At 69.7% G+C, this 23,717-nt stretch carries 19 protein-coding genes; 7 read left to right on the forward strand and 12 right to left on the reverse strand.

What is annotated here, in order from left to right; translation table 11 throughout:
• Positions 1-480: 480 nt before the first annotated feature.
• Complete coding sequence (locus KZ820_RS00775; RefSeq protein ID WP_219746835.1) at positions 481-1,479, reverse strand: 2-hydroxyacid dehydrogenase; 999 nt, start codon at positions 1,477-1,479, stop codon at positions 481-483.
• Positions 1,480-1,560: 81 nt separating this feature from the next.
• On the opposite strand from KZ820_RS00775, the gene KZ820_RS00780 reads away from it, so the two are divergent.
• From KZ820_RS00780 to KZ820_RS00795, 4 genes are all read left to right on the forward strand, one after another.
• Positions 1,561-2,067: an SH3 domain-containing protein gene (locus KZ820_RS00780; protein WP_373368987.1), complete on the forward strand. Its 507-nt coding sequence runs from the start codon at positions 1,561-1,563 to the stop codon at positions 2,065-2,067.
• Positions 2,064-2,909, forward strand: a complete 846-nt coding sequence (gene nadC, locus KZ820_RS00785) for a carboxylating nicotinate-nucleotide diphosphorylase (protein WP_219746836.1) — start codon at positions 2,064-2,066, stop codon at positions 2,907-2,909. The genes KZ820_RS00780 and nadC overlap by 4 nt, the downstream gene beginning before the upstream one ends.
• Positions 2,910-2,973: 64 nt before the next feature.
• On the forward strand, positions 2,974-3,420 hold the full coding sequence (locus tag KZ820_RS00790; RefSeq protein WP_219746837.1) for a hypothetical protein: 447 nt from the start codon (positions 2,974-2,976) through the stop codon (positions 3,418-3,420).
• Positions 3,417-4,121, forward strand: a complete 705-nt coding sequence (locus KZ820_RS00795; RefSeq protein WP_219746838.1) for a ribonuclease T2 family protein — start codon at positions 3,417-3,419, stop codon at positions 4,119-4,121. The genes KZ820_RS00790 and KZ820_RS00795 overlap by 4 nt, the downstream gene beginning before the upstream one ends.
• A gap of 7 nt (positions 4,122-4,128) precedes the next feature.
• Here KZ820_RS00795 and KZ820_RS00800 read toward each other — a convergent pair whose 3' ends face one another.
• The 7 genes from KZ820_RS00800 to KZ820_RS00830 form a co-directional block, all read right to left on the reverse strand.
• Positions 4,129-5,307 carry a vWA domain-containing protein gene (locus KZ820_RS00800; protein WP_219746839.1) on the reverse strand — a complete coding sequence of 393 codons (1,179 nt, stop codon included), beginning with the start codon at positions 5,305-5,307 and terminating at the stop codon, positions 4,129-4,131.
• A gap of 10 nt (positions 5,308-5,317) precedes the next feature.
• Entirely contained in the window at positions 5,318-6,172 is an 855-nt protein-coding gene (locus KZ820_RS00805) for an AAA family ATPase (protein WP_219746840.1), read from the reverse strand.
• Between the two features lie 42 nt (positions 6,173-6,214).
• Positions 6,215-6,874, reverse strand: a complete 660-nt coding sequence (locus KZ820_RS00810; protein WP_219746841.1) for a DUF6975 family protein — start codon at positions 6,872-6,874, stop codon at positions 6,215-6,217.
• Between the two features lie 72 nt (positions 6,875-6,946).
• Positions 6,947-7,837, reverse strand: coding sequence for a hypothetical protein (locus tag KZ820_RS00815; RefSeq protein WP_219746842.1), 891 nt, complete (start codon positions 7,835-7,837; stop codon positions 6,947-6,949).
• Positions 7,838-7,970: 133 nt separating this feature from the next.
• Complete coding sequence (rpoD, locus tag KZ820_RS00820) at positions 7,971-10,007, reverse strand: RNA polymerase sigma factor RpoD (protein WP_219746843.1); 2,037 nt, start codon at positions 10,005-10,007, stop codon at positions 7,971-7,973.
• A complete protein-coding gene (dnaG, locus tag KZ820_RS00825; protein ID WP_219746844.1) occupies positions 10,007-11,902 on the reverse strand; it encodes a DNA primase in 1,896 nt (631 codons plus the stop codon). The genes rpoD and dnaG overlap by 1 nt, the downstream gene beginning before the upstream one ends.
• 271 nt (positions 11,903-12,173) lie before the next feature.
• Positions 12,174-12,629: a GatB/YqeY domain-containing protein gene (locus KZ820_RS00830; protein ID WP_219746845.1), complete on the reverse strand. Its 456-nt coding sequence runs from the start codon at positions 12,627-12,629 to the stop codon at positions 12,174-12,176.
• Positions 12,630-12,724: 95 nt separating this feature from the next.
• On the opposite strand from KZ820_RS00830, the gene carA reads away from it, so the two are divergent.
• The 3 genes from carA (at position 12,725) to greA (ending at position 17,874) form a co-directional block, all read left to right on the forward strand.
• The gene (carA, locus tag KZ820_RS00835) at positions 12,725-13,897 is read left to right on the forward strand and encodes a glutamine-hydrolyzing carbamoyl-phosphate synthase small subunit (protein WP_219746846.1); all 1,173 of its coding nucleotides are present in this window, start codon (positions 12,725-12,727) and stop codon (positions 13,895-13,897) included.
• Positions 13,898-13,977: 80 nt separating this feature from the next.
• The gene (carB, locus tag KZ820_RS00840) at positions 13,978-17,322 is read left to right on the forward strand and encodes a carbamoyl-phosphate synthase large subunit (RefSeq protein WP_219746847.1); all 3,345 of its coding nucleotides are present in this window, start codon (positions 13,978-13,980) and stop codon (positions 17,320-17,322) included.
• A 75-nt stretch (positions 17,323-17,397) separates the two neighbouring features.
• Complete coding sequence (gene greA, locus KZ820_RS00845; protein ID WP_132907901.1) at positions 17,398-17,874, forward strand: transcription elongation factor GreA; 477 nt, start codon at positions 17,398-17,400, stop codon at positions 17,872-17,874.
• A gap of 244 nt (positions 17,875-18,118) precedes the next feature.
• Here greA and rsmA read toward each other — a convergent pair whose 3' ends face one another.
• From rsmA to KZ820_RS00865, 4 genes are all read right to left on the reverse strand, one after another.
• Positions 18,119-18,955, reverse strand: a complete 837-nt coding sequence (gene rsmA / locus KZ820_RS00850) for a 16S rRNA (adenine(1518)-N(6)/adenine(1519)-N(6))-dimethyltransferase RsmA (protein ID WP_308462164.1) — start codon at positions 18,953-18,955, stop codon at positions 18,119-18,121.
• A gap of 5 nt (positions 18,956-18,960) precedes the next feature.
• Entirely contained in the window at positions 18,961-19,962 is a 1,002-nt protein-coding gene (pdxA, locus tag KZ820_RS00855; RefSeq protein WP_219746848.1) for a 4-hydroxythreonine-4-phosphate dehydrogenase PdxA, read from the reverse strand.
• 10 nt (positions 19,963-19,972) lie between these two features.
• Positions 19,973-21,352, reverse strand: a complete 1,380-nt coding sequence (locus tag KZ820_RS00860) for a peptidylprolyl isomerase (RefSeq protein WP_219746849.1) — start codon at positions 21,350-21,352, stop codon at positions 19,973-19,975.
• Positions 21,353-21,462: 110 nt separating this feature from the next.
• Positions 21,463-23,706 (reverse strand): LPS-assembly protein LptD, encoded by a 2,244-nt coding sequence (locus KZ820_RS00865; protein WP_219746850.1) that lies wholly within the window; start codon positions 23,704-23,706, stop codon positions 21,463-21,465.
• Positions 23,707-23,717: the final 11 nt, after the last annotated feature.

Raw genomic sequence — 23,717 nt, forward strand, 5'->3', positions numbered from 1 at the left:
GCGGACCGCACGTAATTCCCTCCTTGGAGGAGATCGTTGCATCATCGACGCGGCGCCACTTCTTCTCGTCATTCCGGCCCTGAGCCGGGATCCATGGTTCCGCAGAAGCAACGGCAGAGGCTCGCGCGGCGCGTTGGATTCCGGGTCCAGCCCGGGATGACGAGAGTGACAATCTTCCGACGGAAGGGAGCTCGGATCGCGCCGCGTGCACGTCAGCGTCGCACCCCATCGTTCTCATCGCCGCGGCGAGGACGGCGGGCGGCGTCGATCATCGCTCCTCCGCTATACCTCCAACATGACTCAACATTCGCACCGATGCCGAACCCAGCGGCGGGTCGCCACGGACCAAACAAAAGCTACAGATCACAGGCGCTTATGATGGGAAGGCGAGATCGGCCATCATGTCTGGCGAATGTTGAGTCCCGCGCGCGAGACCGTCCAGCGACTCAACTTTCTCAACATTCGCGCGCCAGCGAGGGCTCAGGCCCAGCCCTCCAGCACCTGGTCGGGCGGGCGATGGCCGTCGGCCCAGCTGCGGATGTTGGCTATGACCCGCTCACCCGAGGCGACGCGGCCCTCGTACGTCGCCGAGCCCATGTGCGGTGTCATGACGACGTTGGGCAGCGCGAGCAGCCGCGGGTCGATCTCGGGCTCGTGGCGCCACACGTCGAGCCCGGCGCCGGCGAGCCGCCCCGCCTCCAGCGCATCGACCAGCGCGTCCTCGTCGAGGATGCCGCCGCGGCTGGCGTTGATGACGAAGACGTGCGGGCGCAGCAGCGCGAGCCGGCGCCGGTCGATCAGGTCGCGGCTGTCGGCATTGAGCGGCGTGTGGATCGTCAGCACGTCGACCGCGCCGAGCAGATCGTCGAGCTCGGCGTGCCAGGTCGCGCCGAGCTCGCTCTCGACCGTCGCGGGCAGGCGGTGTCGATTGTGATAGTGGATCGACAGCCCGAAGGCGCGCGCGCGCCGCGCCACCGCCTGGCCGATCCGCCCCATGCCGACGATGCCCAGCTCCTTTCCGCCGATGCGATAGCCCAGCATTCCCCCCGGGCTCCAGCCGGTCCACTGGCCCGAGCGGACCAGTTTCTCGCCCTCGGCGAGGCGGCGCGGCACCGAGACGATCAGCGCCATCACCAGGTCGGCGGTGTCCTCGGTGAGGACGCCGGGCGTGTTGGTGACGATGATGCCGCGCGCGCGGGCGGCGCGCAGGTCGATGTGGTTCACCCCCGCGCCGAAATTGGCGATCAGGCGGAGCCGCTCGCCCGCGCCGGCGATCAGCGCCGCGTCGATCGTGTCGGTGACGGCGGGGACGAGCACGTCGCTGTCTGCCATCGCGGCGGCGAGCGCGTCGCGCGAGAGCGGGCGGTCGCCGCGGTTGCTGCTGGTGTCGAACAATTGCTCGAGCCGCTGCATGACGACCGCGGGCAGCTCGCGCGTGACGGTCACCTTGGGATGGGCGCAGCGTCGCGGATCGGCCATGTGCCCGGATTGGCGCAGCCCCGCGCGGGCGTCAACGGTAAGCGGTTGCTGGCGCGCCGTGCGCCTCTTACAGGTTCGCGCGTGGACAGCGGGATCTCAGCGGGACGGCGCGCCGCGATGGCGGCGGTGATGGTGGCGGCGATGGCGTGCGGCGCGGCGGCGGACGCCGCGCCCGACCTGCGTGAGCCGCCCTATTTCGCCTCGCTCAGCCCGTCGCGCGCGCGGATGCGGACCGGGCCGGGGCGCACCTTCCCGTCGAGCTGGGTCTATGTCCGCGCCGACCTGCCGGTCCGCGTCGTCGCGGTGTTCAAGGAATGGCGCAAGGTCGAGGACCCGGGCGGCACGCAGGGTTGGATGCTGGGCACTCTCGTGAGCCACATTCGCACCGCGATCGTCACCGGCGGTGAGCCCGCCGAGCTGCGCGACCGCCCCGGCGGGCCCCACGTGCTGTGGCGCGCGCAGCCGGGCGTGGTCGGGCGATTGAGCCAGTGCGGCAACGGCTGGTGCCGCTTCGACGTCCACGGCCAGGCCGGCTTCGTCCAGACCGAGCGGCTGTGGGGCGTCGCGCCCGGCGAGGTGCTGCCATGAGCTTCGTGCTGGAGGGTTTCGACACGGACGCGTTCGTCGAGTCGACGCTGGCCGAGGACCTCGGGGAGGGGGGGGACATCACCTCCGCCGCGGTGATCCCCGCGACGGCACGCTTCGCTGCGGTGATGGACAGCCGCGACGCGATCATCGTCTGCGGCGTGGCGCTGGCCGCCGCCTTCTTCCGGCGGCTCGACCCCGATGCCACGATCGAGCCGCTGGTGCGCGACGGGGAGCGGGTGTCGCCGGGCGCCAAGCTGCTGCGCGTTACCGGCGCGGCGCGCGCGGTGCTCACCGCCGAGCGCTCGGCGCTCAACACGATCCAGCATCTGTCGGGGATCGCGACGCTGACCGGCGCCTATGTCGCGGCGCTGGAAGGCACCGGGGCGACGCTGCTCGACACGCGCAAGACGCTGCCGGGGCTGCGCCGGCTCGAGAAGTACGCCACCCGCACCGGCGGGGCGCGCAACCACCGCATGGGACTGTGGGACGCGGCGATGATCAAGGACAATCACGTCGCGGTCGCGGGCGGGGTCGGCCCCGCCGCCGCGCTCGCCCGCGCCGCGGGGATCGCCGACATCATCGTCGAGGTCGACCGGCTCGACCAGATCGCGCCCGCGCTGGAGGCAGGGGCGACCCACCTGCTGCTCGACAACATGCCCCCGGCGATGCTGCGCGAGGCGGTGGCGCTGGTCGACGGTCGTGTGCCGACCGAGGCGTCGGGGGGTGTCTCGCTCGAGACGATCGCCGCGATCGGGGCGAGCGGGGTGACCTATGTCAGCGTCGGCCGCATCACCCAGTCGGCCGCCGCGGCGGATATCGGGCTCGACGTCGCCGCGGCGTGAGCCTGGCGGCTTGCGTCGGCGCGCGGGGCGGCGCAGAGCGCGCGCGCAACCATGAGAGGTCATCGTGACGCGTCCGCCCCCGATCGTCCGTTTCGAGCGGCTGTACCTGACCTCCTTCGCGCTGGGGCTGTTGATCTGGGCGTTGACCTGGGACCAGCTGTCGACGCGGCTCGCGGACGACCCGCGCACCGCCGCCTTCGGCTGGATGCTCGCCGCGGCGCTGGGGCTCAACGTCGCGATCGCGCTGTTCCAGTATTATGCGGTCGCGCGCCGCGGGGTCGCCTGGGTGCGCTGGATGGTGGTGCTGCTGACGACGCTCCACCTGCTCGGGCTGCTGCCCGGCCTGTTCAGCGCGCCGCTCGCGCCGCCGACGCTGCTCGGGTTGGTGCGCGTCGCGCTGGAGGTGGTGGCGGTGACGCAGCTGTTCGCGCCCGCGGCGCGCGACTGGTTCGGGCTGGATGACGCCGACGGCGAGGACGAGCTCGACGGCCATCGGGAGGAGCTGGCATGACGCGCTGGTTGGCCGCGGCGGCGTTGGTGGCGCTTCCCGGGAGCGCAGGCGCGCAGGCGCTCTCCTGCGCGCTGCCCGACACGATCGCGGCGCCGCGCCCCGATCTGCCCAGCGCCAGCCAGCCGACACGCCGGGTGCCGATCGGCAGCTACACGCTGGCGGTGACGTGGAGCCCGCAATATTGCCGCGATCATGGCGACGGGCGCGACGCGCGCTTCCAGTGCGGCTCGGCCAATCGCTTCGGCTTCGTGCTCCACGGCCTGTGGCCGGACGGCGAGGGCAAGGCGTGGCCGCAATATTGCCGTGCCACCCCGATCCTGCCCGCGGCGGTGCTGCGCCGCCATCTGTGCGCCACTCCCTCGGCGCAGCTGCTCCAGCACGAATGGGCCAAGCACGGTACCTGCATGGCGGGCTATTCGCCCGAGCGCTATTTCACGCAGTCGAACACGATGTATGGACGGCTGCGCTTTCCTGACATGGCGGCGCTGTCGCGCCGACCGCTGACCGCGGGCGCGATGGCCGCGGCGGTAGCGCGCGTTAACCCTGGGATGCGCGCTGACATGATGCGTGTGACCGCGACGAAGCAGGGTTGGCTCGACGAGCTCTGGTTCTGCGTCGACAAGGCTTTCCGATACACGCGCTGCCCGGCGCACCAGGGTGGGCTGAAGCCGGGCGCCCCGCTTCGGATCTGGCGCGGCTGAGTCGCGATCAGCGGCGGCGCGCCAGCGCGCGGGTGGCGGCGTCGATCCCGTCGAGCGTGAGCGGGAACATGCGCCCGTTGAGCAGGTCGCGGACAAGCGCGGTCGAGGCGGAATAATCCCAGTGCGCTTCCGGCGCGGGATTGAGCCAGGCCGCGGCGGGGTAAGCCTCAGTGAGCCGCCGCAGCCAGGCCGCGCCGGGTTCGTCATTATGGTGCTCGACCGAGCCGCCGGGATGGGTAATCTCGTACGGGCTCATCGCCGCGTCGCCGACGAATAGCAGCTTATAATCGCGGCCATAGGTGTGGAGCAGCTCGAGCGTGGGCATGCGCGCGTCGAAACGGCGGCGATTGTCCTTCCACACGCCCTCGTAGACGCAATTGTGGAAGTAGAAGAATTCGAGGTCGCGGAACTCGCTGGTGGCGGCGGAGAACAGCTCCTCGCAGGCGGTGACGAACGGATCCATCGAGCCGCCGATGTCGAGGAAGAGCAGCAGCTTCACCGCGTTACGCCGCGCGGGGCGGAGGCGCACGTCGAGCCAGCCCTGCCGCGCAGTGCCGGCGACGGTCGCGTCGAGGTCCAGTTCGTCGGCGGCGCCCTCGCGGGCGAAGCGGCGGAGCCGGCGCAACGCCAGCTTGATGTTGCGCGTGCCGAGCTCGCGGGAGGAGTCGAGGTTGCGGAAAGCGCGCTGCTCCCACACCTTGATCGCGCGCCCGTGGGTCGGTTCACCGCCGATGCGGACGCCCTCGGGGTTGTAGCCCGCGTTGCCGAACGGGCTGGTGCCGCCGGTGCCGATCCACTTGCTGCCGCCCTGGTGGCGCGCGTGCTGCTCGGCGAGCCGCTCGCGCAGCGTCCGCATGATCTCGTCCCATGAACCGAGCGACTCGATCGTCGCGCGCTGCTCCGGGGTGAGATGGCGCTGCGCCAGCGCGCGGAGCCACGCCTCGGACAGCTCGGCGGGCGCGACACCCTCGACCGGCAGCGCGCCGCGGAACACCGCGGCGAAGACCTGGTCGAAGCGATCGAGCAGCGCCTCGTCCTTCACGTAGATGGCGCGGCTGAGATAATAGAATTGCTCGGGCGAACGGTCGATCACCGCGGCGTCGAGCGCCTCGAGCAGCAGCAGATGCTCCTTGAGGCTCGCCGGGATCCCCGCGGCGCGCAGGGCGTCGAGGAAGGCGAGGAACATCGCGCCGGGCTCAGGGCCGCGGCGCGTGCCGCCGCGCCATGAAGGCGAGCCGCTCGAACAGCATCACGTCCTGCTCGTTCTTGAGCAGAGCGCCGTGCAGCGGCGGGATCGCCTTGGTCGGGTCGCGCTGCTGCAGCACCTCGAGCGGCAGGTCCTCGTGGAGCAGCAGCCGGAGCCAGTCGAGCAGCTCGCTGGTCGAGGGCTTCTTCTTGATCCCGGGAACCTCGCGCACCTCGTAGAACAGGTCGAGCGCGCGGCTGACCAGCGTCGTCTGGATGCCGGGAAAGTGGACGTCGACGATCCCCTGCATCGTCGCCCGGTCGGGAAAGCGGATGTAGTGGAAGAAGCAGCGGCGCAAGAACGCGTCGGGCAGCTCCTTCTCGTTGTTCGAGGTGATCACCACGATCGGCCGCTGGATCGCGCGCACGGTCTGTCCCGTCTCGTAGACGTGGAACTCCATGCGATCGAGTTCCTGCAACAGGTCGTTGGGGAATTCGACATCGGCCTTGTCGATCTCGTCGATCAGCAGCACCGCGGGCGTGTCGCGCTCGAACGCCTCCCACAGTTTGCCACGGCGGATGTAGTTGGCGATGTCATGGACTCGCGGGTCGCCGAGCTGGCCGTCGCGTAGCCGTGCCACCGCGTCATAGTCGTACAGGCCCTGCTGCGCCTTGGTGGTCGACTTCACCGTCCACTCGATCAGCGGATAGCCGGTCGCGCGCGCGATCTCGTGTGCGAGCACGGTCTTGCCGGTGCCGGGCTCACCCTTGACCAGCAGCGGACGCCGCAGCCGCACCGCGGCGTTGACCGCCACCTTGAGATCATCGGTGGCGACATAGTCGCCGGTGCCCTCGAACCGCTCCATGCAAGCCGTCATGCGGCGCACCGCGGCGGCTGACAAGCCGGCTCAGCCGCCCCGTGCGGCGGCGCGTGACTCCAGCAACTGCCACAGCCCACGATGCTGCGTGAGCAACTGGTCGGCGCCGAAGGTGAGCGCGCGCACGCGCGCCGGCGCCAGCGCCAGGCCGCGCAGCATCTCGATCGCCTCGCTGCCCGCCGTGGCGAAGCTGGACGTGGTCTCCTCGCCCAGCCGCACCGCGCAGCGCTCGAGCAGGCCGCGGATCGCGACCCAGTCGAGCACGAAGGCGGCGGCGGCGCCGGTGGCGCAGCCGAGCCGGTCCGAGCGCGCCAGCAGCGCCAGCGTGTCGCGCTGTTGCAGGATCGCGGCGGCCGCACTCGCCTGGCCGGGCGTCGAGGGTAGCGGGCCAGCGGCGGCGGCGAGGCGTACCAGCAGCGCGCGCTCCGCCGCCATCACGCTCGCGGCCCGCGCGAGCCACGCCGGTGCGAGCGTGTCGACGCCGTGCGCGGTGGCGTGATCGACCATGCCGGGGAAGGTGCCGTGGACGACGCACAGCGCGTGGATCGCGTCGGCGAGGTCGCGCAACGGTGAACCCGGGTCAGCGAGTGCCTGGACGTGGCGTGACGCGGCGGTGCCGTCGCGCGCGACCATCGCGAGGATCAGGTCGGCCGGACCGTCCTCGGGGCGCTGACTCGCGTCCGCCATCATTCTTGCCTCCACGCTACCGCGGCACGCCTCGGCCGCGCGCTGCGAGCTAGCTGATCGACGTAAAGGTGCGGTTTACGCGGAACGCCGAACCACTGCCGCGACCACCTCGTCGACGCGTCCATTGACCCGAATCGGCCAGAAACTGAGCGCAACGTCCAGCTCTTCGCCGTCGTTGGTCAGCAGTGCCGCTTTCACCACTTCGTCAGTCTCGCCTCCGCTCGCGCGTTCAAGCGATTGGCAGACCAGAGGTCGGTCGGTTGTGGCGACCAGGTCAAGGAAGCGCGTGGCGGCGAGGAGGGGAAGGGGCGTCTCCAGCAGTTCCGCCAAGGCGGGTCGGGGCGCGACGAGAAAGCCGCGAAGGCTTATCCGCGCGAGCGCGGCAAGTCCCGTGGTCTCGACGGCCGCGATGATCGAGTCACGCGCGGCCACGGCGGCCTGCGTCTCCATCGCCGCGGTCTCATCCTCGAACCGGAGCAGGCAGCCCTCGGGCAGCGGCTCTACCGTCACGCCCAGCGCACGCCCGGGCGCACGATCCACCGCCACCGTCACGCGCTCGCGCGCGGCACCGTCTAGCACGCGCCGCACCGCGGCGGCGAGCGTGCCGCCGTCGCGCTGCGACAGTGCCATGACACCGGCGCTCGCCGTGACCCGATCGCCGAAGCGCGCACGCGCGGCCGTGTTGGCGCGCGCGATCAGCCCCTCACCGTCGAGCAGCAGCAGCGGCAGATCGAGCGCGTCGAGAATGGGGTCGAGCAGCGCCGCGGCGGGCTGATCCGATCGACCGCCGTCGCCGAGCGTCGCCGCGAGCTCTACGCCGACGAGGATCAGGCGAGGGCGTCCGTGATGGAGCACGTACACCGGCGCGCGAGCGGCACGCTCCTGCCACTCGCCGAAGTGCCGGACCAGCGTCGACGCCGTGACGTGAAGCCGCGGAGCGTCGCGGCCGGGTGCCGGGTCAATCATAAGCAACTAATTGATGTTAATCGATCAAATGTGAATTGATCGCCATCAATCATAAGGAAAAACCGCCGCGACGATCATGCGACCGCCGCGGCTGATCAAGATCAAGCAGTGCTGCGCACCAACGCGCCGGTCATCACTGGTCGAGGAACGACCGCATCTTGCGGCTGCGGCTCGGGTGCTTGAGCTTGCGGAGCGCCTTGGCCTCGATCTGGCGGATGCGCTCGCGCGTCACCGAGAATTGCTGGCCGACCTCCTCCAGCGTATGATCGGTGTTCATGCCGATGCCGAAGCGCATGCGCAGCACGCGCTCCTCACGCGGGGTAAGAGAGGCGAGCACGCGCGTCACCGTCTCCTTGAGGTTGGCCTGGATCGCGGCGTCGACCGGAATCACCGCGTTCTTGTCCTCGATGAAGTCGCCGAGGTGCGAATCCTCCTCGTCGCCGATCGGCGTCTCGAGGCTGATCGGCTCCTTGGCGATCTTCATCACCTTGCGCACCTTCTCGAGCGGCATGCTCAGGCGCTCCGCCATCTCCTCGGGCGTGGGCTCGCGGCCCTGCTCGTGGAGGAACTGGCGGCTAGTACGGACCAGCTTGTTGATCGTCTCGATCATATGGACCGGGATGCGGATGGTGCGCGCCTGGTCCGCGATCGAGCGGGTGATCGCCTGGCGAATCCACCAGGTCGCATAGGTGCTGAACTTGTAGCCGCGGCGATACTCGAACTTGTCCACCGCCTTCATCAGGCCGATATTACCCTCCTGGATGAGGTCCAGGAACTGCAGGCCGCGGTTGGTATACTTCTTGGCGATCGAGATCACCAAGCGGAGATTGGCCTCGACCATCTCCTTCTTGGCGATCCGCGCCTCGCGCTCGCCCTTCTGCACCATGTTGACGATGCGGCGGAACTCGGCGAGCGCCATGCCGGTCTGCTGGCTGATCTCGCTGACCTCGGTGCGGATGCGGTCGATCGCGGGCGCTTCGTTGGTGGCGAAGGCGGCCCACTTCTTGTCCCGCCCGCGCACCGCGTCGAGGAAGCCCTCGTCGAGCTCGTGGCCCATGTACTGATCGAGGAAGTCCTTGCGGTTCACCTTGTGCCGCTCGGCCAGCCGCAGCATCTGCCCGCCCAGCGCGGTGAGGCGCCGGTTGTAGCTGTAGAGCTGGTCGACGAGATACTCGATCTTGCTCTGGTGGAACTGCACGCTCTCCACCTCGGCGGTGAGGTCCTCGCGCAGCTTCTGGTATTTGCGCTCCTGCGCGTCGGACAGGTCCGCGCCCGACGCCATCGCGTCCAGGCGGCTCTCCTGCATCTTCGAGAAGTTGCGGTAGATCGCGGTGATGTTGGCGAACTTCTCGAGCGCGAGCGGCTTGAGCGTCTCCTCCATCTGCGCGAGGCTGAGCGTATTGTCCTCTTCCTCGTCGTCGGACGGCCGCGGCGCGCGGCGCTCGGTCATGTCGTCCTCGTCGTCGGCGGGCGCCTCCTCGGGCTCCTCCTCCTCCTTGAACGACGGTCCGGTGCTCGACTCGCTGATCTCGCCGCTGTCGTCCTCGGCGCCCTCGACCTGCTCGGCCGACGGCCCCTTGGACAGCATCGCGTCGAGATCGACGATCTCGCGCAGCTGCATCGTGCCCTCGTTGAGCGCGGTCGACCAGTCGATGATGGCGTTGAAGGTGATCGGACTCTCGCAGAGCCCGAGGATCATCGTGTCGCGACCCGCCTCGATGCGCTTGGCGATCGCGATCTCGCCCTCGCGGCTGAGCAGCTCCACCGCGCCCATCTCGCGCAGGTACATCCGCACCGGGTCGTCGGTGCGGTCGATCGTCTCCTTCTTCTTCGCCTCGGGGGCGGGGGCGGTACCGTCGGAATCGGACTCATTGTCGACCGGCTCGGCCTCGTCGTCGTCGGCGCGCTCCTCGGGTTCGCCGTCCTCGCCGGCTTCCTCGTTCTCGACGATGTTGACGCCCATCTCGTTGAGCGCGGACATCACGTCCTCGAGCTGATCCGAGGACATCTGGTCCTGCGGCAGCGCCTCGTTGAGCTGGTCGTAGGTGATGTAGCCGCGCTTCTTGGCGCGCGCGATCAGCTTCTTGACGCTCGCGTCGTTCAGATCGATCAGCGGAGCGTCGGCCACTTCCGCGCCCTCGTCACCACCGCCACCGTTCATCTTCGCCATCAATCGTCCTCAAGTCCGAGCGCGCGGGCGTCTTCGTTTGCCTGCACCAGATTTGCAAGCCGCTCATCCAGCGCGCGTTGTTCGTTCACCAACGCCACTTGTCGTTCGAACGCCTCGGCGGTGAAGCGCGCCTTCATCGCGGAAGTTGCTTCCGCCAGCGCAGCATCGACCTCCGGCCGGGCGACCAGGATCGCGATCGCCTCGTCGAGGTCGTCGCGCGCCTGCTTCTCGTCGGCGCCGGCGCGCGTGAACGAATAGGGCATCGTATCGGCTCTCAAGAGGTCGTGCGCGACCGTATCGAAACCGGACCGCGCCAATATGGTGACGAGCCGCCCGCTATCAAGCGGATCGCCGCGACGATCCTCCAGCGCGACATCCACCACCGCCTCGAACAGTCGCCCGAGCGCACCCTCGGCGAGGCGCAGGCCGCCCAGCACCTCCATGTGGCGCGCGATCTCGGCGGGATGGCGGACCAGCCCGGCGAGCACGGCCTTGGCGAGCACGCGGTCGATCCCGCCTGCGGCGCCGACGCGCTTCGCATCCTCGGTGACGGGCGGGGGCGGGGGCGTCCACTTCTGCCCGGGGCGACGCTGCGCCATCGGGTAGAAGGGCGTGCGCTGCTGGAACGGCTGGCGGTTGCGCGCGAACTGCTCGTCGAAGCGGTGGCGGAACTCGGCCTGATATTCGGCGCGGACGCTGGGGTCGGTGATCGACTGGACGAGGTCGCCGAGACGGCGCTTGAAGCCGGCGCGCTGCTCGGGCGTGGTCAGCGGCTCGGCGGCGAGCTCGTGCTGCCACAATCGATCGACCAGCGGCTGCGCGCTCCGCACCAGCGGCTCGAACGCGCCCGGTCCCTGCGCGCGCATCAGGTCGTCGGGGTCCTGCCCCTCGGGCAGGGTGACGAAGGCGAGGCTGCGCCCCGGCGCAAGCAAGGGCAGCGCGCGCTGCGCCGCGCGGATCGCGGCTTTCTGCCCGGCCGCGTCGCCGTCGAGACAGACATAGGGCACGTCGACGACGCGCCACAGCCGCTCGAGCTGGGCCTCGGTCAGCGCGGTGCCGAGCGGCGCCACCGCCTCGCCGATGCCGTGCTGCGCCAGCGCGACCGCGTCCATATAGCCCTCGACCACGAACAGCCGCTCGGCCTTGCGCGCGGCGGCGGCGGCGCGGTCGAGATTGTAGAGCGTGCGGCCCTTGTCGAAGAGCGGGGTGTCGGGCGAGTTGAGGTATTTGGGCTCGCCCTCGCCGATGATGCGCCCGCCGAAGGCGATGACGCGCCCGCGCGGGTCGCGGATCGGGATCATCAGCCGGCCGCGGAACCGGTCATAGGGCTCCTTGCCCTCGACCTGGATCAGCAAGCCCGCCTCGACCAGCATGGCGTCTCCGAAATCCTTGAGCGCGGCGCGCAGCCGGGTGCGCGAGTCGGGCGCGTAGCCGAAGCCGAAGGTGCGCTGCGTCGCCCCGCTCACCCCGCGCCCGTCGAGCAGCGCGCGCGCCGCGGCGCCCTCGCTGCCGCCGAGTTGCTGGGTGAAGAAGTCGGCCGCCGCCTGCATCACGTCGTGGAGCGACTTGGCGCGCTCCGCGCGCTCGGCCGACTGGCGGTCCTGCGCGGGCATCTCCATCCCCGCCGCGGCGGCGAGTTCCTTGACCGCGTCGATGAAGGGCAGGCCCTGGTGATCGGTCAGCCAGCGGATCGCGTCGCCATGCGCCGAGCAGCCGAAGCAGTGATAGAAGCCCTTGTCGTCGTTGACGTAGAAGCTGGGCGTCTTCTCGTTGTGGAAAGGGCAGCAGCCCTTCGACTCGCGCCCGGCGCGGGTGAGCTTGACCGTCTTGCCGACCAGCGCGGTGAGCGAGGTGCGCGCACGCAGCTCGTCGAGGAAGGCGGGGGTGAGACTCACCAGCGCATTATACCCCTTATGACGCAGGGGCGCGCCGAGGGCAACGTGTCTCGGTGGGAGGGGGTGGTGTGGCACACCATGCCGCACGTCCTGCTACCACTCTCTACCGCCATCCCGGACTTGGTCCGGGATCCTCTGTTCCGCGGGATTACCGCCTTGTGGATGTGCGGCTCGATGGATCCCGGATCAAGTCCGGGATGACGGCAGGGAGAGGGGAGGAAGAAGGAGCGCCTTTGCGCCCCCCGAGTAAAGCCTCACTCCACCCGCGGCCTCACCCCGCCAGCGCCGCCTTCACCAGCGCGCTCGCCTTGCTCATGTCGAGCGTGGTGGCGTGACGCGCCTTCAGCTCGGCCATCACGCGACCCATGTCCTTCATGCCGCCCGCGCCCAGCTCGGCCTTGATCGACTCGATCGCGGCGCGGGTCTCGTCCTCGCCCATCTGCTCCGGCAGGAAGCGCTCGATCACCGCCACCTCGGCCTGTTCCGCCGCGGCGAGCTCGGGCCGGCCGCCCTGCTCGTACATCACGATCGACTCGCGGCGCTGCTTGACCATCTTCTGCAGCACCTCGACCACCACGGCGTCGTCGTCGGCCGGTGCCGCGCCGGTGCGCAGCTCGATGTCGCGATTCTTCACCGCCGCCTGGATCAGCCCGATGGTGGCGCGCGCCTCCTTGTCGCCCGCCTTCATCGCCGCGATCTGCGCGGCCTTGATGTCGTCCCGAATCATACCCGTGTCCTTAACCGATTGACGCGTCCGGCGCGCGTCTCTAGCGGGCGGGGCTTAGCGACATTGCCGACCCACACAAGGAGTGCCCGCCTGCCATGGCCGACGCCACGTTTCCGCACGCGCCCAGACCGGATGGAGCGACGGGCGTCCTCGTCCTCGCCAGCGGCGAGGTGGCGTGGGGCCGCGGTTTCGGCGCGACTGGCCAGGCGGTCGGCGAGGTGTGCTTCCACACCGCCATGACGGGTTACCAGGAGATCATGACCGATCCGAGCTTCGCCGGTCAGATCATCACCTTCACCTTCCCGCATATCGGCAATGTCGGCGCCAACCCCGACGACGTCGAAGCCGACAACCCGCACGCGCTCGGCATGATCGTGCGCGAGGATCCGACCGCGCCGAGCAACTTCCGCGCGATGGAGAATCTCGCCGGCTGGATGGAACGGCACGCCCGCATCGGGCTCGCTGGGGTGGACACGCGCGCGCTGACGCGCCGCATCCGCGGCGGGGGCGCGCCGACCGGCGTGGTGGCGCATGCACCCGACGGGCAGTTCGACCTCGACCTGCTGCTCAAGCTGGCGCGCGGCTGGCCCGGGCTGGAGGGCATGGACCTCGCCAAGGACGTCACGCGCGAGACGCACGGCAGCTGGGAGGGCGGCATCTGGCGGCTCGGCTTCGGCTATGACGGTGCCGGCGAGGGCGCGCGGCCGCACGTGGTCGCGGTGGATTACGGCAGCAAATCCAACATCTTCCGCAACTTGGTTCAGGCCGGGGCGAAGGTGTCGGTGGTGCCCGCGACGGCGACCTACGACGAGATCATGGCGCTCGCGCCCGACGGCATCTTCCTCTCCAACGGCCCCGGCGACCCCGCCGCGACCGGCAAATATGCGGTGCCGGTGATCCGCCAGCTGCTCGACACCGGCAAGCCGCTGTTCGGCATCTGCCTCGGCCACCAGCTGCTCGCGCTGGCGGTGGGGGCGCGGACGACCAAGATGTTCCAGGGGCATCGCGGCGCCAACCACCCGGTCAAGCGGCTCAGCGACGGCGCGGTCGAGATCACCAGCATGAACCACGGCTTCGCGGTCGAGCGCGAGACCTTGCCTGCCAACGCGCGCGAGACGCACGTGTCGCTGTTCGACGGCAGCAACGCCGGCATCGAGCTGACCGACCGTCCCGCGTTCAGCGTGCAATATCACCCCGAGGCGAGCCCGGGGCCGCAGGACAGCCTGTACCTGTTCGAGCGGTTCGTAGGGGCGCTGCGCGCGGGCTGACGCCGCGCCGAGCCGACATAGCGGGCGGACGGTGGCGCCGTCCGCCCGAGACAAGAAGCCTTGAAGGCAGGATCTGACGCATGCCCAAACGCACCGACATCTCCTCGATCCTCGTCATCGGCGCGGGGCCGATCATCATCGGCCAGGCGTGCGAGTTCGACTATTCCGGCACGCAGGCGATCAAGGCACTCAAGGAAGAGGGCTATCGCATCGTCCTGGTCAATTCGAACCCGGCGACGATCATGACCGACCCCGAGCTGGCCGACGCCACCTACGTCGAGCCGATCACCCCCGAGGTGGTCGCCACCATCATCGCCAAGGAACGCCCCGACGCGGTGCTTCCGACCATGGGCGGGCAGACCGCGCTCAACACCGCGCTGGCGCTGTTCCGCGACGGCACGCTGGCAAAGTACGGCGTCCAGATGATCGGCGCCGACGCCGAGGCGATCGACAAGGCCGAGGACCGGCTCAAGTTCCGCGACGCTATGGACAAGATCGGGCTGGAGAGCGCGCGCAGCCACATCGCCCACAGCGAGGCCGAGGCGCTCGCCGGGCTCGACAAGGTCGGGCTGCCCGCGATCATCCGCCCCAGCTTCACGCTCGGCGGCACGGGCGGCGGCGTCGCCTACAACCGCGAGGAGTTCCTCGAGATCGTTCGCAAGGGGCTCGACGCCTCGCCCACCACCGAGGTGCTGATCGAGGAGTCGCTGCTCGGTTGGAAGGAATATGAGATGGAGGTGGTCCGCGACCGCGCGGACAATTGCATCATCATCTGCTCGATCGAGAACATCGATCCGATGGGCGTCCACACCGGCGATTCCATCACCGTCGCGCCGGCGCTGACGCTGACCGACAAGGAATATCAGATCATGCGCAACGCCAGCATCGCGGTGCTGCGCGAGATCGGCGTCGAGACCGGCGGCTCCAACGTCCAGTTCGCGGTCAATCCGAAGGACGGGCGGCTCATCGTCATCGAGATGAACCCGCGCGTGTCGCGCTCCTCTGCGCTGGCGAGCAAGGCGACCGGCTTCCCGATCGCCAAGGTCGCCGCCAAGCTGGCGGTGGGCTACACACTCGACGAGATCGAGAACGACATCACCGGCGCCACCCCGGCCTCGTTCGAGCCGACGATCGACTATGTCGTCACCAAGATCCCGCGCTTCGCCTTCGAGAAGTTCAAGGGCGCGCAGGCGACGCTGGGCACCGCGATGAAGTCGGTCGGCGAGGTGATGGCGATCGGGCGCAATATTCACGAGTCGATGCAGAAGGCGCTGCGCGGGCTGGAGACCGGCCTGTCGGGCTTCAACGACGTCGAGCGGCTCGTCGGCGCGCCGCGCGCCGAGGTCGAGGCCGCGCTCGCCGCGCCGACGCCCGACCGGCTGCTCGTCGCCGCCCAGGCTCTTCGGGAAGGCTTCACCGTCGCGGAAGTGCACGCCATCGCCAAATACGACCCGTGGTTCCTCGAGCGGATCGCCGAGATCGTTGCCGCGGAGGCCGAGGTGATGACCCACGGCCTGCCGATCGACGCGCCCGGCATGCGCCGGCTCAAGGCGATGGGCTTCTCCGACAAGCGGCTCGCCTGGCTCGCGCTCCAGTCGGCCAACCTGCGCGGGATGGAACGCGGCATCGCGCGCGGCTCGGGGCTGATCCACGAGGCGGTCAAGGCGATGACCGGCGGCGTGACCGAGGAGGAGGTGCGCCAGCACCGCGTCAAGCTCGGCGTCCGCCCGGTGTTCAAGCGGATCGACACCTGCGCCGCCGAGTTCGAAGCCAAGACGCCGTACATGTACTCGACCTATGAGGCGCCGATGTTCGGCGAGCCCGAGAACGAGGCGCAGCCGAGCGACCGGCGCAAGATCGTGATCCTGGGCGGTGGGCCGAACCGGATCGGGCAGGGGATCGAGTTCGACTATTGCTGCTGCCACGCCTGCTTCGCGCTGGCGGACCAGGGCTATGAGACGATCATGGTCAACTGCAACCCGGAGACGGTGAGCACCGACTATGACACGTCGGACCGGCTCTATTTCGAGCCGCTCACCGCCGAGGACGTGCTCGAGATCCTCCACGTCGAGCAGCAGTCGGGCGAGCTGGTCGGCGTGATCGTCCAGTTCGGCGGCCAGACCCCGCTGAATCTCGCGCGCGCGCTGGAGCAGGCGGGGATCCCGATCCTCGGTACCTCGCCCGACGCGATCGACCTCGCCGAGGACCGCGAGCGCTTCGCCGCTCTGGTCAACCGGCTCAAGCTGCTCCAGCCCGCCAACGGCATCGCGCGCAGCCGCGAGGAGGCGCTCAACGTCGCCAACCGCATCGGCTATCCGGTGCTGATGCGGCCGAGCTACGTGCTCGGCGGGCGCGCGATGGAGATCGTCGACAGCGACCAGCAGCTCGAGGATTATATCCAGACCGCGGTGCAGGTGTCGGGCGACGCCCCGGTGCTGATCGACCAGTATCTGCGCGACGCGGTCGAGGTCGACGTCGACGCGATCTGCGACGGCGATCAGGTGGTGGTCGCCGGCGTACTCCAGCATATCGAGGAGGCGGGGGTCCATTCGGGCGACAGCGCCTGCTCGATCCCGCCCTATTCGCTCGCGCCCGGGATCGTCGCCGAGATCGAGCGCCAGGCCGAGGCGCTCGCCAACGGCCTGTCGGTGCGCGGGCTGATGAACATCCAGTTCGCGGTGAAGGACGGGCTGGTCTATCTCATCGAGGTCAACCCGCGCGCGAGCCGCACCGTGCCGTTCGTCGCCAAGGCGATCGGCGCGCCGATCGCCAAGATCGCGGCGCGCGTGATGGCGGGGGAGAAGCTCGCCGATTTGCCCGCGATCGACCGCGACATCGACTATTTCGCGGTGAAGGAGGCGGTGTTCCCGTTCAGCCGCTTCCCCGGGATCGATCCGGTGCTGTCGCCCGAGATGAAGAGCACCGGCGAGGTGATGGGGATCGACCGCGACTTCACCACCGCCTTCGCCAAGTCACAGCTCGGCGCGGGCACGGTGCTGCCGAGCGGCGGCGCGGTGTTCGTCAGCGTGAAACAGGGCGACAAGGAGGCGATCGTTCCCGCGGTGCGCGCTTTGGTCGAGGCCGGCTTCGCGATCGTCGCCACCGCGGGCACCGCCGACCATCTCGAGCGCGCCGGGCTACCGGTCGAGCGGATCAACAAGGTGGCGCAGGGGCGACCGCACATCGTCGACCGCATCAAGGACGGCAAGATCGACCTGATCTTCAACACCACCGAAGGGTGGCAGAGCCTCAAGGATTCACAGCCGATCCGCGCCTCGGCGGTCAACGGCAAGATCCCCTATTTCACCACCGCCTCGGCGGCGGTGCAGGCCGCGGCGGCGATCAGCGCCGGTGTGGCGGGCAATTCCGGGGGCAAGCTTGAAGTGCGTCCGCTGCAGGCCTATTATTCGCAGCCGCACAACTGATCCCCAGACAATCCGGATGGTGCGGGCGGTCGCGACGACGCGGCCGCTCGGGGGGTGTTATTCGAAGGATAGACGATGGCGACGGTCGAGAAGATGCCGATGCTGCAGGAGGGCTATGAGAAGCTGAACGCTGATCTCAAGCGCCTCAAGACCGAGCGGCCGCAGATCGTCGACGCGATCGAGGAAGCCCGCGCCCATGGCGACCTCTCCGAGAACGCCGAATATCACGCCGCCAAGGAGCGCCAGGGCCAGATCGAGGCGTCGATCGCCGACATCGAGGACAAGCTCAGCCGCGCGCAGATCATCGACCCGCGCGATCTGTCGGGCGACAAGATCGTGTTCGGCGCCACCGTCACGCTGATCGACGAGGACGACAAGCCGGTGCGCTACCAGATCGTCGGCCAGACTGAGGCCGACGCCAAGACCGGCCGCATCAGCTACAACTCGCCGCTCGGCCGCGCGCTGATCGGGCGCAGCGTCGACGACGAGGTCGAGGTCGCGGTGCCGGCGGGGGATCGTTATTACGTCGTGTCGAAGATCGAGTTCATCTGAGAGGGAGGCGGTCGTCCACCCGAACGGTGGGTTGGTGCGGCTTTCGTGAACGACACCTTATTCTCTTTCTCTCCCGTTTTCCCGGACTTCTTCCGGGATCCACCGGGCCGCGAACCTCTCGGAGCGTTGCTGCCGCGGAGCAGTGGATCCCGGAACAAGTCCGGGAGGTCGGAAGGGTTGGGAGTCTACTGGCGCCGGATCGTCGCCTGCTAGGACCGGGCGACGAGCGGGGCGCCCCGATCGCTCAGCCCCGGCCTTCATCCAGTCGCCGCGCCACGGCGACGAACTCCGCGACGCTGACCGTTTCCGCGCGCCGTGTCGGGTCGATCCCTTCCGCCTCGGTCGCCTCGATCGCGCCGGGCACGCCGCGCAGGCTCTGCCGCAGCATCTTACGCCGCTGCCCGAACGCCGCCGCGGTCAGCCGCTCGAGCGTCGCCAGCCGCACGCCCTCCGGAGCCTCTTCGGGTACGAGATGGACCACCGCCGACATGACCTTGGGCGGCGGGGTGAAGGCCGAGCGATGCACCGGCATCGCGATCCGCGCGCTCGCGCGCCACTGCGCCAGTACCGCGAGCCGACCATAAGCGTCGCCGCCGACCGGCGCGACGATGCGCTCCGCCACCTCGCGCTGGAACATCAGCGTGAGCGACTGCCACCACGGTCGCCACTCGGCCGATAGCCAGCCGACCAGCAGCGCGGTGCCGACATTATAGGGCAGGTTGGAGACGATGTGCGGCGCGCTCGTGAACAGCGCGCGCGCGTCGATCGCGGTGGCGTCGCCCTCGATCACCTCGAGCCGCCCCGGAAAGGCCGCGCCCAGCTCGGCCAGCGCGGGGATGCAGCGGCGATCGCGCTCGATCGCGGTGACGCGCGCCCCCGCGGCGAGCAGCGCGCGCGTCAACCCGCCCGGACCCGGCCCGACCTCGAGCACCTCGGCGCCGGCGAGATCGCCCGGCACGCGCGCGATGCGGGCGAGCAGCTGCGAGTCGAACAGGAAGTTCTGCCCCAGCGCCTTTGACGCGTTGAGGCCGTAGCGCGCGATGACGTCGCGCAGCGGCGGCAGCGCCGCCGGCGTGGGCACGTCACTCACGCCGCTGCTGCGCAGAGGGCACGCTGGCGCGCCGCGGCGTCCGCCATGGCTATCGCGGCGATCGTCGCGCCGGGATGCGCCACGCCCGTGCCGGCGATACCGAAGGCGGTGCCGTGGTCGGGCGAGGTGCGCACGATCGGCAGCCCCAGGGTGATATTCACGCCATCGTCGAAGTGGAGCGTCTTCAGCGGCACCAGCGCCTGGTCGTGGTAGCAGCACAAGGCCGCGTCATACTGCTCGCGGGCGCGGGCGTGGAACATCGTGTCGGCGGGGTAGGGGCCGCGCGCGTCGATGCCCTCGGCGACGAGCTGCTCGATCGCCGGGCGGATCACGTCGATCTCCTCGCGCCCCATCGTGCCGTCCTCGCCGGCGTGCGGGTTGAAGCCGGCGAAGGCGAGCCGCGGCGCGGCGATGCCGAAGTTGCGCGTCAGCCCGCGCGCGGTCACGCGCGCTTTGGCGACGATCAGCTCGACGCTCAGCAGCCCCGACACCGAGGCGAGCGCGACGTGGGTCGTGATCGGCACCACGCGCAGCCCAGGGCCAGCAAGCATCATCACCGCATTGTCGCGGGCGATGCCGCAGCGCTCGGCGACGAACTCGGTCTGGCCCGGATGCGTGAAGCCGACGCCGTAGAGCTGCGACTTGGAGACCGGGCCCGTGACCAAGGCGCGGCCCGCGCCCGAGCGCACCAGCCCGGCGGCGAGCTCCAATGCGTGGAGCGCGCAGCGCGCGCCGTCGGCGTCTGGCTGGCCCGGCACGATCTCGCCCGCGTCCTGCACGGTGAGGACGGGCAAGGCCTCGGCGAAGACGCGGTCCACCGCGGCAAGGTCGCTCACCGGCGCGATCGGCCCATCCCATACGCGTGCCACCGCTCGCCCGTCGCCGACCGCGACGAACGGCGGGAGCGCGCGCGCCTCGCGTTCCATCCACGCCTTGGCGATCGTCTCCGGCCCGATCCCCGCGGGATCCCCCATCGAAATGACGATCGGCTGGGTCACGCGGCGGTCCTCAGCGATACTCGATCACCGCGTCGCGGCGCAGGTCGCGGAGTGCCTGCTGCGCGCGCAGGTTGACGCGCTGCTGCTCGAGCTGGTTCTGCACCTGCTGCGCGCCGGGCAGCTGTCCGCCCTGCGCCTCGTCGCGCCCGCACAGCACCAACGTGCGCACGCCCTCGGTCGGCGAGCCGAACGGTGGGGTGGCCTGGCCGACCTGTAGGTTGACCATGATGTTCTGCAGCTGCGGCGGCAGGTCGCGGATGCGGATCGCGTCGTTGTTGACCACCTCGGCGTTGAGCGTCGCGGCGACCTTGTCGACCGAGCCGCAGCCCTGCAGCTTCTGGATCGCCTCGGCGAAGGCGGAGGTGCGCGCGGTCGCCTGCGCCTGGGTGGTGCCGCTGGGAAATTTGATCGTCAGCTGCTTCAGGCTGAGCCGCGAGTCACGCGGATCGGCGCTGCCGACGCGGCGCTTGTCGACGAGGTAGAGGATCGAGAAGCCGCCCGGCGTCGCCACCGGACCGGCCACCTGGCCGACCTGCATCGTCGTCGCGGTCTGGGCCAACGCATCGGGCAGCTGCGCGGCGCGCACCCAGCCGAGATCGCCGCCGACGCCGCGCGTCGATGCCTCGGAGAAGTTGCGCGCGAAATAAGCGAAGGGTGCCTTGCCCTGGCCGATCTCGGCGATCAGCTGGCGCGCGTTGGTGAACACCTGCTCCTGCCGGTCGGGTGTCGCGCCGAGATAGATCTCGTTGAGGTGGAACTCTTCCGTGCCCTTGGCCGCCTCGAGCCGGTCGAGGATCGCCTTCACCTCCTCGTCACCGACGTTGACGAACGGCTCGACCCGCTTGCTCAGATAGCGGCTCCACGCCAGCTCGCCCTCGATCTGGCGGCGGATCGAGCGATCCGACGAGCCGTTCTCGCGCAGGAAGGCGGCGAACTGCTCGGGCGTCTTGCCGAAGTTGCGCGCGACGCGGGCGAAGCTCTGATCGATCTGGTCCTTGGTGATCGTGACGTCGGCGGTCTTGGCCTGCTGGATCTCCAGCGTCTCGTCGATCAGCTGGCGCAGCACCTGGAGCTGGAGCCGGTCGCGCTCCTGATCGGACAGTTTGACGTTGTTGGCGGCGGCGATCAGCGCGACGCGCTGATCGACGTCGGTGCGCGTGATCACCGCCTCGTTGACGATCGCCGTCGCCTTGCGGACGTTCGGGTCGACGTTGCCGAACACCTGAAGGTTGGCGGGCAGACCGAGCCCGGTCGGGTCGACGCCCTGGCCCTCCTGCTCGGCACCGTCCTGATCCGCGGCGGTCTGCGCGATCGCCACGCCGGCCGTCCCCACCATCAGCAGCGCCGCCAGCAACCGGCGGGTCAGCGTCGCGCGCCTCGTCTTGATCATCACGTGTGTCTCGAAATCCCTATCGCGTCGCCGCACGTCGTCGCGTCCACCACGGCTCCCGGACAAGGGCCGCAGCGGCCGTTCCTGCCCGGAGCGAACTGAACAGGGGCTTAGCGGCCGAGGTTCTTGAAGGAAAGCGTCAACAGGTAACTGTCGCCGCGACGGGCATCGCCGACGGTGCGATAGTCGCGCTTCCAGGTCAGGCCCAGTTCGAGACAATCGTCCTGATAGGCGACGCCCAGCCGATGGCGGATCGGGGTGAAGCCGTCGGCCTGCGACAGCGGGTCCTCGGCGCGATCGGTGAGGTCGACCACCGCTGAGCCCCACAGCGACCAGAAGCGCGCGAAGGCGACGCGGCCGCCGGCGCGGACTTCTTCTCGGTCTTGCAGATCCTCCAGCTCGGTGATGTCGCGGTTGAGGCGGAGATAGCCGACACTGGCGTACGTACGGCGCGAGCCGACCGTGGCGTCGAGCTCGTTGCGGCGTACCGCGAAGTTGTCCTTGTCGAGCCGGTAGCGGTGCGTGAGCGTGACGAACTCGCCGATGCGCACGTTGGTGCGCCCGACGATGTCGGAGAAGCGGTCCGACAGGCCGGTGCCGTCGGGCAGGATGCTCGGTCGCGAGTTGAGGCGGTAGCTCTGGCCGACGTTGGTGGTGATCGCGACGCCGGGCAGGTCGAGCGACCAGTCGGCGCCATAGGTCACGCGGCTCGAATCCTCCCACCGGTCGTAACCGGGGAAGCGGTTGAGCGCGAATAGGTTGGAGTCCTCGAGGTCGACCGCGCGCGCGTCCTCGTTGGGTACCTGGATGTTACGCGTGCGCGGCGTGGCGACGACCTGGACGCGCGGCGAGAAGCGCTGCAGCCCGCCGAACAGCTCGCCGACGAAGGGCCAGCGCACGTCTGCCGCGAGCGCGCCGATCGCGCGCGTCTGGAACCCCTCGATGCCGCGATACTGGTCGACTGCGGTGGCGACCGTGTCGTCCGAGTTATAGGCGTCCCCGCGGGCATAAGCGGTCAGCGTCACTTCCTGACCCGCGACGGTGACCCCGCGCCAGTCCCAGCGCGCGCTGGCGAAGGCGCGCTGCGTGTCCTGGCCCGCCTTGCGCCCGACCGCGAGCGTGTTGAACTGGAGCTGCAGCACGCCGCCGAGCGGGGCGTCGGTGATGCGGCGGCGATAGTCCAGCTCGGGCAGCGCCACCGGTTGCATGCCCTGACGGTCGCCGACGCGCAGCGTCTGCACCGCCCAGCCGGCGAGCGAGAAATAGCTGTCTGTGTCGATCCGCTCGAGCGCGATCGTGGTGCGCAGCCGGTCGTCGTTGGAGATGTCGTAGCGGCGCAGGAAGGTGCGGTCGGTCACGATCCGCATCGAGCCCGAGATGCTCCAGTTGGGATCTAACTGGAAGCGTCCGCTGCCGTCTAGATAGCCGCGGAAGGCGCGGGTGGTGTCCGAGATGAAGCCGCTTGAGAGGTCGTCGCTGCGCCGGCTGCTGGTGGCATAGCCCGCGATCGAATAGGCGCCGAGCTCGTTGACCGCGCTGTAGCGCGCCTCGAGCATCGGCACCTCGGACGAGAAGAGGTGCGGCGCGATGACGAGCGAGCGGTTCGGGCCGAGGGCGAAGTTGACCGGCAGCACCAGCTCGGCGCCGTTGAGGCGGGTGAGGCCGATCGAGGGGGTGAGCAGGCCGCTGTCGTTGCTCTGCGCGATCGAGTGGCTGAAGCGCGGCAGCGAGGGGCTGGTCAGGCCGAAGAGGTGGAAGCGCGCGCCCTCGTACGAGACGCGTTGGCGGTCGGCGTCATAGGTCACCTTGACCGCGGTGATCTTCCACGCCGGCTCCTTCGGGCAGCCCTCCGAGTCGGTGACCGCGCAGGGAGAATAGACCGCATGGTCCAGATTGTAGATGCCGCTGGGCTCGCGCGTCCCCCGGACGGCGGCGAGCCGACCGCCCTGTTCGAGCACCACCAGCAGGTTGTCGACCATGCCGTCGCGCAGCGTATCGGTCAGCTCGATCGAGTCGCCGTAGGCGATGTCGCCCTCGGGATCGGTCACCGCGACGTTGCCGGTCGCCACCACCTTGCCGGTCTTGCGGTTCCAGACCACCCGCTCGGCGCGCAGCCGGTCGGCGCCGCGCGTCATCCGCACCTCGCCGGTGGCCGTGACGATGTCGGCCTCGGTGTCATACTCTAGCGCGGCGGCGCTGAACTGGACCTGCTCGGTCTCGGTCGCGGCGGCCGGCGCGGGGGTCGCGACGGCGGAAGTCGCCGGCGCCGCGGGCGCGTCGGGTGCCTGCGCCGCGGCCGGGACGGCGGCGAGCAGCCACAGCGCGCCGCCGGCGAGAAGATCGTTACGCGTCACGTCGCTTCCGT

It is taken from the genome of Sphingomonas citri, assembly GCF_019429485.1.
GTDB classification, from domain to species: Bacteria; Pseudomonadota; Alphaproteobacteria; order Sphingomonadales; family Sphingomonadaceae; genus Sphingomonas; species Sphingomonas citri.